Annotated in this window: 7 protein-coding genes; 3 read left to right on the forward strand and 4 right to left on the reverse strand. The window is 38.0% G+C overall.

The window, feature by feature from the left end; genetic code table 11:
- Positions 1–198: 198 nt before the first annotated feature.
- Complete coding sequence (locus H6G08_RS09575) at positions 199–4,953, forward strand: glutamate synthase-related protein (RefSeq protein WP_190540927.1); 4,755 nt, start codon at positions 199–201, stop codon at positions 4,951–4,953.
- A gap of 364 nt (positions 4,954–5,317) precedes the next feature.
- Here H6G08_RS09575 and H6G08_RS09580 read toward each other — a convergent pair whose 3' ends face one another.
- Positions 5,318–6,226 carry a polysaccharide deacetylase family protein gene (locus H6G08_RS09580; protein WP_190540930.1) on the reverse strand — a complete coding sequence of 303 codons (909 nt, stop codon included), beginning with the start codon at positions 6,224–6,226 and terminating at the stop codon, positions 5,318–5,320.
- 1,466 nt (positions 6,227–7,692) lie between these two features.
- Here H6G08_RS09580 and H6G08_RS09585 point away from each other — a divergent pair.
- Positions 7,693–10,128 carry a glycosyltransferase family protein gene (locus H6G08_RS09585; RefSeq protein WP_190540933.1) on the forward strand — a complete coding sequence of 812 codons (2,436 nt, stop codon included), beginning with the start codon at positions 7,693–7,695 and terminating at the stop codon, positions 10,126–10,128.
- Between the two features lie 2 nt (positions 10,129–10,130).
- A complete protein-coding gene (locus H6G08_RS09590; protein WP_190540936.1) occupies positions 10,131–11,672 on the forward strand; it encodes an ArnT family glycosyltransferase in 1,542 nt (513 codons plus the stop codon).
- A gap of 2 nt (positions 11,673–11,674) precedes the next feature.
- On the opposite strand, the gene H6G08_RS09595 is transcribed toward H6G08_RS09590, so the two are convergent.
- The 3 genes from H6G08_RS09595 to H6G08_RS09605 all read right to left on the reverse strand — a co-directional run bounded on the left by H6G08_RS09595 (position 11,675) and on the right by H6G08_RS09605 (position 15,919).
- Positions 11,675–12,940: a putative hexosyltransferase gene (locus H6G08_RS09595; RefSeq protein WP_190540939.1), complete on the reverse strand. Its 1,266-nt coding sequence runs from the start codon at positions 12,938–12,940 to the stop codon at positions 11,675–11,677.
- A gap of 55 nt (positions 12,941–12,995) precedes the next feature.
- On the reverse strand, positions 12,996–14,261 hold the full coding sequence (locus H6G08_RS09600) for a putative hexosyltransferase (RefSeq protein WP_190540940.1): 1,266 nt from the start codon (positions 14,259–14,261) through the stop codon (positions 12,996–12,998).
- A 104-nt stretch (positions 14,262–14,365) separates the two neighbouring features.
- Positions 14,366–15,919, reverse strand: coding sequence for a hypothetical protein (locus H6G08_RS09605; RefSeq protein ID WP_190540943.1), 1,554 nt, complete (start codon positions 15,917–15,919; stop codon positions 14,366–14,368).
- Between the last annotated feature and the right edge of the window lie 229 nt (positions 15,920–16,148).

Raw genomic sequence — 16,148 nt, forward strand, 5'->3', positions numbered from 1 at the left:
AAAAGTAATTTAGCTAACTCAGCATAAACACATAAAAATAACGCGAATATTTTAACACGGGTAAACCTATAGATAGAACCGAAGTTAAATTTTTCCCCTAAATTTCGGTGTTGATATTTTTCCCCCATTGCTCAAGGTTGAGAAGTTTTTCTCACAAGCAGCAGCAAAATTCGTAACTCAGGATTTCAGGAACAGTCTATGAATAATCAACCAAGGAAGCAAGTGCAGAATATGACATTTTCAGATACTGACTCACAGGGTAATTACCAAGGACAAAGGTGGTTAGTTGAGGAACGGGATGCTTGTGGTGTAGGGTTTATCGCCCATCGCCTAAATTCTGCCAGCCACGAAATTGTGGACAAAGCTTTAACAGCTTTGACTTGCTTAGAACACCGGGGTGGTTGTAGTGCCGATCGAGATTCAGGGGATGGTGCAGGGATATTGACTGCTATACCTTGGGAGTTGTTCCAAGACTATATCCCCAGGGGGACAGAATCTAACTCTACCAGCAATTTAGCAGTAGGGATGATTTTCTTACCGCAAGACCCCGAAGCCGCGCAAAAATCGCGGGTAATGGTGGAAAAAATTGCGGCTGAAGAAAAATTTACTGTGCTGGGATGGCGAGTAGTCCCCGTACAGCCAGAGACATTGGGGATACAAGCGAAAGAAAATCAACCGCAAATTGAACAAGTCTTTTTAGCTGGGGCGACAAGCGGTGAAGAACTAGAAAGGGCGCTATATATCACCAGACGGCGGATTTTTAAAGTAGCTAAAAGTATTTCTGAAGACTTTTATATCTGCTCCTTGTCGAGTCGCACAATTGTTTATAAAGGGATGGTGCGTTCGGCGGTATTGGGAGAGTTTTATCTAGATTTAAAAAATCCGGCTTATAAAAGTGCTTTTGCTGTTTATCACCGCCGCTTTAGCACCAATACCATGCCCAAGTGGCCTTTAGCTCAACCCATGCGGTTGTTGGGTCATAATGGCGAAATCAACACTTTGTTAGGCAATATTAACTGGATGATGGCGAGGGAAGCGACTTTAGCCCATCCAGTCTGGGGCGATCGCATTGAAGAATTCAAGCCCTTAGTTCATATTGACAATAGCGACTCAGCTACATTAGATAACGTCCTCGAACTCTTAGTGCGATCGGGACGCAGCCCCTTAGAAGGCTTGATGATGCTAGTTCCCGAAGCTTATCAAAATCAGCCTTCTTTGCAAGATTATCCAGAGATTACCGATTTTTACGAATATTACAGTGGTTTGCAAGAAGCGTGGGATGGCCCGGCATTATTAGTATTTAGTGATGGGCAAAAAGTAGGCGCAACCTTAGATCGTAACGGTTTAAGACCTGCACGTTACGTCATCACCAAAGATGATTACATCGTTGTGGCTTCTGAAGCTGGTGTAGTAGATCTCCCAGAAGCAAATATCGTAGAAAAAGGTAGACTCGGCCCGGGGCAAATGATCGCCGTGGATTTAACTACCAACGAAGTGCTAAAAAATTGGGAAATTAAACAACGGATTGCGAAGCAGCACCCCTATGGGGAATGGTTGCAACAGCACCGTCAAGACCTGAAGACATTGGTAAACGGTGAGACAGCGCTGCGGGAGGGTTTCCCTCCGCAGGCGACTGCGAACCCGAAGGGGCATTATGCAACCAGTAATGGCAATGGTAATGGCGTAGCTAGCAGCAATGGCAATGGGCATGTTGCTAATAACAACGGACACATCACCCCAGAAAAGACAATAGATAGACAAACCTTGCTACAACATCAAGTAGCCTTTGGTTACACCACAGAAGATGTAGAAATGGTGATTCAGCCAATGGCGATGCAAGGTTCAGAACCCACCTTCTGTATGGGTGATGATATTCCTCTGGCGGTGTTGTCAGAAAAACCTCACTTGCTGTATGACTATTTCAAACAGCGCTTTGCGCAGGTAACTAACCCGGCGATTGACCCCTTAAGAGAAAAGCTAGTTATGTCTCTCAAGGTGGAACTAGGCGAACGGGGTAACTTATTAGAAATCAAGCCAGAATATGCAAAAAGAATCAAACTCGATTCGCCTGTACTGACAGAAAAAGAATTAGCGGCGATTAAACTTTCCGGCTTTGCAACTGCAGAATTATCTACATTATTTGAAATTGCTTCCGGGCCAGAAGGCTTAAAAGCAGCCGTAGAGTCATTACAAGCCAAAGCGGCAGAATCAGTGCGGGCGGGTGCCAAGATTTTGATATTGAGCGATCGCTCTTCTTTAGGCACAGAATACAGCTATATTCCCCCACTGTTAGCAGTTGGCGCAGTCCACCATCACTTAATTAGTCAAGGCTTGCGGATGAAAGCCTCGCTGATTGTCGATACAGCCCAATGTTGGAGTACTCATCACTTTGGTTGTTTGATTGGCTATGGTGCTGGTGCTGTTTGTCCTTACATGGCTTTAGATACTGTCCGCGATTGGTGGTCAGATCAGAAGACACAGCAGTTTATGACCAGAGGTCAAATTGCGACGATTACCTTAGAACAAGCGATCGCCAATTATCGCAAAGCTGTAGAATCTGGATTGCTGAAAATTCTCTCGAAAATGGGAATTTCTCTACTTTCCAGCTATCAAGCAGCCCAAATCTTTGAAGCCATCGGGATTGGTGGCGATTTATTAGCACTCGGATTCAAAGGTACAGCTTCCCGCATTGGTGGTTTGAGTGTTAGTGAATTGGCGCAGGAAATTCTCTCCTTCCACCACAAAGCTTTCCCCGAACTGACAACCAAGAAGTTAGAAAACTTAGGCTTTGTGCAGTATCGTCGTGGCGGCGAATACCACATGAACAGCCCCGAACTAGCCAAAGCATTGCATAAAGCTGTAGATGGGAAGCAATACGACCATTACGAAGTTTATAAAAAACACCTGCAAAATCGCCCAGTTACCGCCTTACGCGACTTGTTAGACTTCCAAAGCGATCGCCAATCCATTCCTTTAGAAGAAGTCGAGTCAGTTAGCGATATTGTCAAACGCTTCTGTACTGGGGGAATGTCTTTAGGTGCGTTGTCTAGAGAAGCCCACGAAACTTTAGCGATCGCCATGAATCGCATCGGTGGTAAATCCAACTCCGGCGAAGGTGGCGAAGATCCAGTCCGTTATAACGTCTTGGATGATGTGGATGAATCCGGTCATTCGCCCACCCTTCCCCACCTCAAGGGATTAAGGAATGGTGACACAGCTTCCAGTGCGATTAAACAAGTTGCATCCGGACGCTTTGGTGTGACACCCGGTTACCTAGCCAGCGCCCAGCAAATTGAAATTAAAATTGCTCAAGGTGCAAAACCAGGGGAAGGCGGACAATTACCAGGGCCAAAGGTAAGTCCTTATATCGCCATGTTGCGGCGTTCCAAGCCTGGTGTTACCTTGATTTCCCCACCACCGCACCATGATATTTACTCCATTGAAGACCTGGCCCAGTTAATTTTTGACCTGCATCAAATTAACCCCAAAGCACAGGTATCTGTGAAGTTAGTCGCAGAAATTGGTATTGGTACCATCGCCGCAGGTGTAGCGAAAGCGAACGCCGATATCATCCAAATTTCCGGTCATGATGGCGGTACAGGTGCTTCACCTCTGAGTTCGATTAAACACGCTGGTTCACCGTGGGAACTCGGATTAAGCGAAGTCCATCGCGTACTCATGGAGAACAGTTTGCGCGATCGCGTAATTCTGCGTGTTGATGGCGGTATCAAGAGTGGTTGGGATGTCCTCATTGGTGCCTTGATGGGCGGCGAAGAATTTGGTTTCGGTTCCATCGCCATGATTGCGGAAGGCTGTATTATGGCGCGGATCTGCCATACAAATAACTGTCCTGTGGGTGTCGCTTCCCAAAAAGAAGAACTCCGCAAGCGCTTCTCCGGTATGCCAGAACATGTTGTGAATTTCTTCTACTTTATCGCCGAAGAAGTACGCAGTCTATTGGCGAAGCTAGGCTATCGTTCCCTATCAGAAGTAGTTGGACGCGCAGACTTATTGAAAATGCGCGAAGACATCAAACTCACCAAAACCGAATCAATCAATCTCAACTGCTTGCTTCAGTTACCAGATACTAAAGAAAATCGTAGCTGGTTGGTGCATGAAGAAGTTCACAGCAACGGTGCAGTGATCGATGATGAATTACTCGCAGATCCAGACATTTTAGCGGCGATTTGTCATCAATCGACCATCTCCAAAACCGTGAAAATCGTCAACACCGATAGAACCGTGGGTGCGAGATTATCCGGCGCGATCGCTTCTAAATACGGTGATAGCGGCTTCGCAGGACAAATTCATCTCAACTTCCAAGGTAGTGTGGGTCAAAGTTTTGGCGCTTTCAACCTACCCGGTATGATTCTCCGTCTCGAAGGCGAAGCCAACGACTATGTAGGTAAAGGAATGCATGGTGGTGAAATCATCATCAAACCCCCAGCTAATGCTAGCTATGACCCAGCACAAAACGTCATCGTTGGCAATACCTGTCTCTATGGTGCTACTGGTGGCGTATTATTCGCCAACGGTTTAGCGGGAGAACGGTTTGCTGTGCGTAACTCCAAAGGTGTCGCCGTGATTGAAGGCGCTGGCGATCACTGCTGCGAATACATGACAGGTGGTGTAATTATCGTCCTCGGTAAAGTTGGACGCAACGTTGCTGCGGGGATGACAGGTGGATTAGCTTACTTCTTAGATGAAGATGGTTCTTTCCCTGAATTAGTGAACAAGGATATTGTCAAGATTCAACGAGTTAGCACCGAAGCAGGTGAGAAACAACTCAAAGACTTAATTCAAACACATTGCGATCGCACTGGTTCGCCTAAAGCGAAATTAATTCTCCAAAATTGGCAAGAATACTTACCTAAATTCTGGCAATTAGTACCACCTTCTGAGGCTGATGGCCCGGAAGCTAATCCCCAAATTAAACAATTGAGTGCAGTTTAAGGATTGAGTTTGTAGTCAGGACTAAGTTTCTGGCTACATTAAAAAGGGACACAGGTAATTAAATTTATCTGTGTCCCTTGATTTTTTATTTTGGATTTATGCAGATTTGTGAGAAATCTCTAGGGTTTTATTTGGTTTGCAGAATTAACTACAGATTGTTTTCACCCTAAGATCATGATTTCAAAATCAAATAGTAACTCAATGGCTAATTGAGGTTTGAAATTTAAACGCAAAGAGGCGCAAAGGGAAGAGCAGAGGTACGCAGAGAATTAATGAAAGTTGTAATTAGCTAAATAAGGTCAAGAGATTGTAACCAATGACAAATGACAATTGTACAGACGCGATTCATCGCGTCTCTGAGCAATCACTTTTTATTTGCTGCTATTTTTTGTTCTTTCTCTTGCATTTCTAAGAGTTCTGGAACAGTGACAAAGCTGTAGCCTTCTTTGCGGAAGTTTTCAATTATAGTTGGTAAAGCTGCTACGGTTTGGGAACGATTACCACCGCCATCATGTAAGAGTACAATTCCACCAGGTTTAGCGGTTCTAAAGACATTATTGACTAAGTTTGGCACAGAGGGGCGCGAATAATCTTTAGAGTCAGAAGACCACATGATAATAGCGTATTTGCTATTTCTGGCGTAAGCCGCTACACCATTGCGCATATTGCCTCCTGGTGGGCGAAATAAGTTAGTTTTCACCCCTGTCAGTTGATAAATTAAGCTAGTGGTATTCTCAATTTCATAAGCCGCAGTTTGGGGATTCATGTGATGATACCAGTGATGCCAAGTATGGTTGGCGATCGTGTGACCCTCAGCTACTACTCGCTTTGTTAAATCGGGAAAATTTTTGACGTTCTGTCCAACGACAAAAAATGTCCCCTTGATATCATTCTTTTTTAAGATATCTAGTACTTGTGCAGTGCTTTCCGGCCAAGGGCCATCATCAAAAGTCAGCGCAATCACTTTCTTATCTGGACTGAGTTTCGCTGATTCAATGGTTGCACCGAGAAAACTTTGTGGTACAGCATAAGCAAAACCTTTAGCTGAAGCTTGTTTTTGCCAACTTGTCAGCATCGTGCTTCTTAAACCTTCAATTCGCGCCTGAGTCCCAGCTTTAGCAGATGTAGCGATTTCATTTATACTCTGCTGACTCTGTGCTTCTGAGGTATTCGGTTTAACAAGCAACATCAAGCCCAGACTAAAACTACTGACTAAAGCAACCAGCGCAATTAATAGTCCTTGCGGCCAAAAAAACGACTTATGATTTTCCACTTCATAGCTCCTTCAAGGGTCAAACCATCAAACACGTACATGGCAGTACGTTACCAGATATCTTTTTACACAATTAGATACAGTAATAATTACTGCTATTCTTGAAATTTTTAATCAAGATTAACAGAAATTTCGTGATTAGTCATATATGTAAAAAATTACAATGAAATCCAGGTTCTCTAGTTTCCAGAAAACCGATACATACACGATATTAGGTAATTATGTCAACTCATAAATACCTAAGGCTTTGAACTTGCATTCATCATAATTAGTCAGCACAATTAGTCAACAGTAAAACTAGGTAATTTACTGCAACTTATGCAAATTATGTTAGTAACAGAACTAAATTGTCCGAGACCTCTTGCTTATTATTTGATAAATTAGGAAACCATTGACCTATACTGAACTTAGGCTGATTAATTCCCTAAGTTTTGGCAAATCTATCAGCTAACTAATTAGCTTGTTTAGAAATATCTAAGCAAAAGCATTGTACTAATTATTCAGTTTTGTTAGACGACTAGGTATATTGTACTGTTGACAGTTGATTTTTCTTTTTTAAGAAAAAGTTAAATTTTCAACTAGTAAACGATTAACCTTATCTTCCATAGAGTAGAGAGACTATATTGACTAAGATATAGTTTCCCATCGATCAAGCTAATTGAGTAGTTAATTTAGATACTCTTTAGTGTTTGACCAACCAAAATGTCATTGGTATTTGATTTCTCAGGGTGGAAATAATACCTTAACACTACTTAAATTATTAAGCCATGATTTAGTTGGTGCCAATAGCAAACAATTATTAGAGCTACCCAAATCAAACTAAATTATTTATTACCATAAACAATATTCATTAGTCAGCATTTATTTTAATAAATACAATACTTTTTTAACCGCATATTTACTGAGATTTAATTTTAAATTTGGCTGATATTATAGCATGTTTTGATAAAAATCAATATAAATTCTATGGCAACTGAAAAATAGAGGATTACACTCTTGACTAGTACATCTGTTAATTTCGCAAAGTTCAAATAGCTAGACGGTGTCAGCGTTTCGTTGATTGACAATGGGTAGCTGACTGACGCAACTGCTGTAGTTGAAGCTTCTACATTTGAATAAAAATAGCGATCGCCAAATGTGAAAAGTCTAATACAGCACTCAGTATTATGCTGACATATATGGCAATCTTATCTGAGTTGTGAAAATATTTTCTTATTGAACCGCCAATTACGCCAAGTACGCCAAGGGTAAGAGGAAAAACTGAGAGTTTGTAAATCTTACCAATGATTTAGGACTACTATAGAGAGCAACTTTTAGTCAACTGCATCAACTAGGCAAGCTGCATAATAAGATTAACTCTAGGAATAACATTCAGAGAATTCATCTACACTCCAATATGATATTGTCAGTTGCAATCATAAAATATCATCTTTTTAGGGTTTAAACTTAACTGATATAAATAAACTATGAATTATTCAATTACTCGGTTTAAAAAAGATTATTTAATACTATTTTTAATATGGTTTATCGGATTAATTATAGATAGATTATGGTTTTTGCTAGATGAATCCATTCCATCTTACGATCAAAGCGCCCATTTAACCACAGCATTACATCATTATAGAATTTTTCAGAATATCCACATTTTCTCAGGTGATTGGTGGCTATCTCTGTGGAAGCTCACGCCAAGTTATCGCGCTCCTTTTGTCTATATTTGTACAGTACCGTTTTTTTTCTTATTTGGTAAAGGTTACGATCAAGCGAGTTTAGTTAATTTAATATATAGCGCTGTAATTATAATTTCAGTCTATCATTTAGCTAATTATTTATTTAAAAGTTCAAAGATAGGTATCACCGCAAGTTTATTTTGCCTATTATTCCCCATTTTGGGAATTATGCGGACGGATTATTTATTAGATTATGGTTTAACGGCAATTGTTACCCTTACTTTCACTATCTTAACGATTTGGCAAGATTATGCTCGTGGTTTTAAATCTTGGCTATTAACCCTAGCTTTGGGATTGGGTATTGGGTTAATCATGCTAGCAAAACCGACAGGGTTTATTTTTATTTTAATTCCTGCTGTTTTGATATTAATCAGCTTTATTCGCCAGCGTAAATATATTAAGCTGCTGCAAACTGGGTTATCTTTAATTACAGCTTGGTTAATTTGTGGCTCTTGGTATAGTTTAAATTGGTTAACGATTATTACCTCTGCAATCAATGCGAATAATGTTGGTAAAAATGAGGGAGATCCACCAGTGACTACGATTGCTGGTTGGTTAGTTTATCCGCAAATGTTACCGGAAACTGTTGGGTTTCCAATATTATTTGTGAGTATGGGGATTTTATTGGTTTATGTAATTAACTATAAATTTGCGCATCAGGAAGTTAGAGAGCAAAGAATTACATCAGGTATAAATTGGTTAATCATTTACTTATTCAGTAGCTATATTATTTGTTCTCTGGGGACAAATAAAGATGTGCGATTTATTTTACCTTTATTTCCGATAATTGCCTTAATTTTAGCTTACTGGTTTAATTTAATAGATAACAAAAATTTTGATAAAGTTAGATTGATAGCGATTGGGTTAAGTGGGATAATTTTACTTAATAATTTATTTCCTTTACCGATAATTCAAGCATGGGGAGGAAAACATTTACCCAGTGATGAGGGTAAAAAATATCCTCTAGCGCAGTTAATCGATAAAATTAATCAAACTAATCCATATCTCAGATCAACTTTAGGGGTAATTCCTGTATCTACATCCCAAGTTAATGAATTTACTTTAGATTATTTTGGTACCTTAGCCGATTTTCGCGTCTATGGTAGAAAAGTGACGATGAAATTATCCCAAGTAGAACAAGATTTAAAATACTTTCCTTGGTATGTAACTAAAGATAATGAACCAGATGAAGCAGGAGAACGGGGAGAAACGAAACGCAAATTTAAAGCTTTAGTAGAATCCGATCCAAATTTAAAATTACAGGCTGATTGGGTATTACCTAGTGGAGATAAATTAAGATTATATAAAAGAGTGAATCCTGATGTAGTCGTTGAGAAATTAAATAATGGTAATTCGGGAATTAATTTACAGCCAGTAATCAGTAATAATCATTTATTAGTCGGACAAAGTAACCCAGTTAGTTATCAAATAACTGGTGACTGGGATGATTTGCAAAATGGCTTATTACTCTTAAAATGGCAGCATGATAAATCATCTTGGTATCACGATCGCGCTATTGGCTTGGGTAATTTATATTGTGGTGTTAAATGTCATCCCCAAGGAAGTTTTCAGGTAACTGAGAATATCTCTACATTCATTCCTCAAGGATTAGCATTGGGAGAATATCAACTTTCTGCTGAGTATTTAGATAGAAGAACTGGTAAAGTGACACCTTTAAATATTCCGCCAACTATTGTAAATGTCACAAATAAAGGAAAAATAGACAAAGCACCAGCTTTAGATTTAGTTTCTCAGATGTCACAATTAGCATTAGAATTACAACAGGGCAAGTTAGATAATATCTTTGTGCAGATAGATAACTTCAATCAATACGATCCTACGCAAGATTATTTAAAACAAATTGAATTAGCCGCTAATTATCGACTGCAAACCGAACCAAGTAACCGCAATTGGCGCTATACTCTAGTGTTGGCAGAACTTTTACAGCGCCAAGTTCCAGAATTAATCGCAAATTTGACAGAATTAACTAAATATGATGCAAAAAATCCCTATGTGTGGCTGTATTTAGCTTTTGTTTATTTATACGATTTTCAACCGAGACAAGCAGAACCCAAATTAGCGATCGCAGAAAAATTAAACCCCAATATTCCGGAACTAAAAACTTTAAAAACAGTAACAAATATTATGAGATTTTTACCAATAATTCATTTTTAAATATGCGCCCATTCACAGATAAAGAATGGTTAATCAGCTTGCTAGTGGCTTCTCTAGTTTTGTGGCTGATATTTTTAGGTAATCTACCCTTAAGAGATTGGGATGAAGGTACTTATGCAATCGTCGCTAGAGAAATTTACCGCAATGGTAATTGGTTGTATAACACACTTCATGGAGAACCATTTTTATTAAAACCACCCTTAATGCAGTGGTTAATTGCACTGTGCTACCACATTGGCGGAGTACAAGAATTTACTACTCGCTTTCCTGGGGCTGTATTAACAGCTTTGGGAGTACCTTTACTTTACTTAGTAGGGCGTTTGGTGTTTCTACAAAGCCTACCAGCTTTATTTGCAGCTTTAGTATATCTGACAATGTTGCCAGTGGTGCGTCATGGCAGATTAGCAATGTTAGATGGAATGACGATTTCGTTTTTTCTTCTATTATTATTTTGTCTATTAAAGGCGCGTCATAATCAAAAGTATGCTTTAGGAATAGGTTTCTGTTTAGGATTAATTACTCTCACCAAAGGATTATTAGTTTTAGTTTTAGGAGGAATTGCGGGATTATTTATTATAGTAAATAGGCAATTTAGTTTATTTAAAACCCCCTATTTATGGCTGGGAATGTTATTAGGAAATGCACCTGCGATCGCGTGGTATTATCTCCAATGGCAACATTACGGCGATTTCTTCTTAAAAGTGCATTTTCAAGCCCAAGCTTTAGATAGACTAGGACAAGCTGTAGAAGGTAATACTGGCCCTGTTTGGTACTATTTAATTGAAATAATTAAATATGGCTTTCCCTGGCTATTATTCTTACCCGGAGGTTTATATTTAAGTTGGCAAAAACGTCAGACTGCTTGGGGTAGTTTAATTCTCATTGGTACAATTGTTTATTTAGGCATTATTTCTGTGATGCGAACTAAACTACCTTGGTATGTAATGCCTATATACCCCTTTTTAGCTTTAGCAATTGGAGCGAAATTAAGCAATATTTGGCAACAGCAAGCTAAATTTAAAGGTAAATTTTTAACTGTATTCTTTGCATTTCTCTCGGTTGTCGGCTTGGGAGGCTGCGTCTACTTTATAATTGCTGAACCCCAGCCAACATTAATTGTTATGAGTATTGTTTTGGCAATTAGCATGGGTGTAACTGCGTGGCTAATTCAACAGCGTAACCGTTACTTTATTCCAGTTTTATTGTCTGGAATGTATTTAGTTTTAGCGCTGTTTGTGAGTTCAAAATCTTGGGTTTGGGAGTTAAACGAAGCTTTTCCAGTTAAGCCAGTAGGTGCATTAATTAGAGCTAATGTACCAGCCGGAACACAAATTTATACTTCTTTTGCTTATAGTCGCCCCAGCTTAGATTTTTATAGCGATTGTCAAGTGACTGCTGCGAATGTGCAAGTTTTGCAACAAATGGTAGAGAAAAAATCTTATTTATTGTTAGACGATCTAACTTTGCAGAAGATAAATTTATCTAAGAGTAGAATACTTGGTAAATCTGAAAACTTTACTCTAGTTTCGCCATTAATTAACTAGCCTCATGCTATCCACTGATTTTGGGCAAAGCGGAGAGAAAAAGTGACTAACAGAATGGCGAAAAAGCCTAAAATTGTGTATCCCCATCGCGGATAACGAGCTAGTAATAAACCGAATGCGATCGCTAGTGATACAATCGCGTAAGTATAGCGTTCAGCAGAAGCGGTGATTCCAGTGTTAAAAATTAAGGCGTAGGAACAAAACCCATAAATAACTGTAACTAAAGGAATTTTAGCTCGTGAAAACCACAACAAATAAACACCACCAAAAATTAGTACGCTTTTAACTAATTCATCCCCTACTAATATCCAAAGCAATAACCATAAAATACATAACCCATAGTGGAATTTAATAGAACCCAAATAAACACGGAAGTGCCATAATAAATAAGCAATAACCAGAATGATTAAAAGTATTATTGGATGCCAGGGATCTTGAATATAAGCATATCTGGTATTAGCTTTTCCTATCGTAATTTCCATTAGCATCTTTAGCCACCCTTGCCAAGCAAAACCGGCTGAATCACGCCATCCTTTCTGTGCGTGAATGAAAGCCAAAGCATCACCAAATTGAATTTGACAATAAAGACTGTAAAAAACTACACCTAGCCCAACAGCCAAACTGGCAATATAAGCTGTTATTCCCCGACGTTCTTTCCAACTCACAAACAGAAAAGCAGGTATGAGTGCAATTCCCGGTAATCTAACTGCTGTTGATAACGCTCCCCAAAAACCTGCCCAGATATGTTGTTTTTTATCAAAAGCTATTAAAGCAGCTGTGCTGCATAATAAAAATAGCCCTTCTGTATAAATTACAGTTCCGAAAATGGAATAAGGACACCAAGCTAAAACAGCTATTGACCACCTTGATGTACTTTTACCGTAACGCTCTTTTATCCAAAAGTAAAGTATAGTCAAGGTTAGTGAAAATGCCAAGTTATTTACTAAAGTTCCAGCAATTTCAAAAGTTAAACCCATGCTCATAACTGCACGGCATAGCAAGGGAAACAATGGAAAAAATGCAGTATAATATTGCTTTTTTTCCAGGGAATATTCATAACCAGAAGTGGCAATTGTTTTGTAAAATTGGCTATCCCAAGCAAAGAAAACATCCCAACCAAATTTAATATCAACTTCAGGTGATGAATTTGAAGATAATGGGACAATTACTAACATAGCAATGGCTATTATTAGCCTCGTAGCTAGCCAGATTGTTATAGGAAACAATAATAATTTAGGATGTTGAATAATATTTTTAATTTGGTTCATACTGTCAGATTTATAGAGTATTTAACTCATTTATTAGCTTTATTTAATTATAAATTTAAGCAACCCAAAGATTACGGGCAAATCGCACAGAGAAATGTGCTAACAAAATAGCAAAGAAATACATCAGTGGGTATCCCCAACGAGGATAACGAGCTAGTAATAAACCGAATGCCATTGACAGAGATATAATACCGTAAGCGTAGCGTTCAGCAGAAGCTGTAATCCCAGTATTTAAAATTAAGGCTAATGAAGCAAATCCATAGATGAGGGTAACTAAAGGAATTTCATCCCGTGAAATCCATAGTAAATAAATACCACCAAAAACCATTGTGAGAATAAATAATTCATCACCTGTTAATAACCACATCAGTAAACATAATAAATAGATTCCATAACGGAATTGTTTTTTACCCAGACGCAAACGAAAACGCCATAATAATAAGCTACTTATCAGAATAACGAGAAAAAATAAGGGATGCCAAATATCTTGAATATAGCCAGATTTCCAATTAGTAAACCCGACTGTAATTTGCATCAACATTCTCCACCAACCCTCCCAAGCAAAACCTTTTGCATCACCGCGCCATGCTTTTTGTGCATGAATAAAAGCCAAAGCATCACCGAATTTAAATTGGCAATATAAGCTATAAAAAAATATACCTAAGCCAGTAGTTAAACTGGCAAGATAGGCTTTGATTCCTCTATTCTCTTTCCAAGAGATAAATAGAAAAGCTGGTATCAGTGCAACTCCAGGTACTCGCGTTGCTGTAGATAATAGTCCCCAAAATGCTGTCCAAATATATTGCTTTTTATGAAAAGCTCTTAAGGCAGATGTGGTACATAGTAAAAATAAGCCTTCAGCGTAAATTACAGTTCCATATAGGGAATAAGGACACCATGCTAAAGTAGCTGTTATCCATCGCGCTGTGGTTTTACCATAAAGCTCCTCGCTCCAAAAATAAACTATTGTTAATGCAGCTAAAAAAGCTAAGTTATTCACCAATGTACTTGCTACTTTAAAAGGCAAGCCGATGTTCATTAAAAGACGACTTAATAATGGAAATAAAGGGAAAAATGCAACTGTATGAATTTCTTTAACTTCTGGAGAAAAATCATAACCATAAGTCACTATTTTCTCATACCAAGTGCTATCCCAAGCAGCGAAAACATCCCAGCTAAAAGTTGCTGGAACCCCAGTTGATGGAGTTGGTAGTAATGGAGCAATTAATAACATCGCAATGGCAATGATAAGTCTACTAGACAGCCACATTGCTAAGGGAAAGTAGAAATTATAATTAATAATATTTTTAATTGTATGCATATTATTGCAATAAACTGATTAGTGAGTTGAGCATGATCCACCATAGCGAGATTTTGGTAGACATTGCTCATACGACAGAGATCGCATTGATTTATTCTGAAAATTTATGATGTCTGGGAAACTGAATATAAGTGATATCGTTCATCAGAATTAAAAGCTCTTGTAAACTCCTTGACTGGAGTAATTTTTAATTGAGAATTATTAGCTTCTAATTGCTTATTTAAAATTAACAATATTGGTTCCGATTGGGTTTTAATTATTTGGCTTAATTGGTTAAGGATTGCTGCATGATCGACTTCTTGGCGTTGGGTGGTAAATAAAACGAAGCTACCTAATCGTTGAATTTCAGGATAATAAATTTTGCGATTGATATAACCAGCAATTGGGGACATTGTATAATCAGGACTACCGATAATAAATACATCCTTTAATTTATCTTTGTACTCTGCTTTGAGATAAGTTGCTGTTTCTCGACTTGCAGAAAAAGGAAGAATTATATCGCGGCTAAATGTGAATATTCCTCCTAGCATTTGTGCGTATAACATAAACATTATTACTAGAGGATGATAAGGCTTTGTCCATTTGATAGCTTTGATGATATAAGTTCTGAGATGAGGACGAAAAACTTGCAGAAATAAAGATGATTTAGAGTAATATTTACTCAGCCATAGACAGACAATCAACAAAGTGTATAAATGTCCATAATGACGAGGCGCTCCCAGAAATTTTACGTAGGTAAAAGCAAGTATGGCAATAGTTCCAAATGTGTAAAGAAAGAAAATAATTGGTTTTCTAATAAATAAGACAGCGAAGAAACCAATAAAAGCTAATGAAATTAGAGAAAATACAATGAGGCTTATTTGTTGAGATTCTCCAGGAACTAAAATAATGATATAACTATTCCAAACTCGAATTAGAGTTTTGATTAAGTGGTTAAAGTTAAAATTCAAGACAAAACCTGATAAACCCCCCGCCAATTTACTATCTTGAGGAGGAATCAGTTGGATTAAGGAAAGGATAATTCCGGAACAAGCAATTAAAAAACTGAAAACTATATCAATTTTTTTGGCTAAAATGATTTGATTTAAAGGTTTTTGCAGAATATAGTCTAATACCAGAGTTGTAGTTAGTACAATGGATAATACTAAACAATAAGCGTTGGAGTTGGCTAGGAAGAATAAAACAATGGACAGTTTCAGATATGTCTGCTTACGGCTAGCATAGAGGGTGCAGAATAAAAGACAAAATAATAATCCGATCGCGTAGTTTCTACTAATTAGTAAATACTCATACAATGGAAAATATCCTAAACAATATAAGACTTTTTGTAAGTAACTGAATGGGGAATAACGAGTAAATAAATAAACTGATGTGGTGGCTAAACATAGATGAAAAATTTGCATAATTATAGGATTATTTATAATTTGCTTTAAAATAGCTAAACATATATACCAAACAAAGGGATGTCCTTCATAATGAATGTTATAAAAGAGTTCGGATAATGATTGGCTATCTCTGACAATCAGCCAAACGTTTAATTCATCACGCCACATAGCATGATTTAATATTGCTGGTAAGCCGATTAAAAAGAAAAAAATAGTAACAGTATTGCTAAATGAATGAGAATTTTGAGTAATCTTGTTCAGAAAAACATTCATAGTATAGGTAAATTGCTTAATTTAATTTACAGAAAATTAAAAATTTAATTTTGAAGATAGTAAATCACTATCGCACACAATTTTAATTGTGAGAAAATGGGGGTAAATAATGTGAAAATAGCATGGCTATAAATTTGCCAGTTGTTCTCAAAAATTTTGGCGATTTTAATACTGATAAGCAGGCACAATTATAAAAGGCGATCGCGTCTTAGGGAAAGATGCTCAAAGG

This window comes from Calothrix anomala FACHB-343 (assembly GCF_014696435.1).
Taxonomy (GTDB): Bacteria; Cyanobacteriota; Cyanobacteriia; order Cyanobacteriales; family Nostocaceae; genus Aulosira; species Aulosira anomala_A.

Excerpts from the sequence above, each read along its gene's own strand:
- H6G08_RS09595 (WP_190540939.1), bottom strand. The coding sequence starts at position 12,940 with ATGAACCAAATTAAAAATATTATTCAACATCCTAAATTATTATTGTTT.
- H6G08_RS09585 (WP_190540933.1), top strand. The coding sequence starts at position 7,693 with ATGAATTATTCAATTACTCGGTTTAAAAAAGATTATTTAATACTATTT.
- H6G08_RS09575 (WP_190540927.1), top strand. The coding sequence starts at position 199 with ATGAATAATCAACCAAGGAAGCAAGTGCAGAATATGACATTTTCAGAT.
- H6G08_RS09590 (WP_190540936.1), top strand. The coding sequence starts at position 10,131 with ATGCGCCCATTCACAGATAAAGAATGGTTAATCAGCTTGCTAGTGGCT.
- H6G08_RS09600 (WP_190540940.1), bottom strand. The coding sequence starts at position 14,261 with ATGCATACAATTAAAAATATTATTAATTATAATTTCTACTTTCCCTTA.
- H6G08_RS09605 (WP_190540943.1), bottom strand. The coding sequence starts at position 15,919 with ATGAATGTTTTTCTGAACAAGATTACTCAAAATTCTCATTCATTTAGC.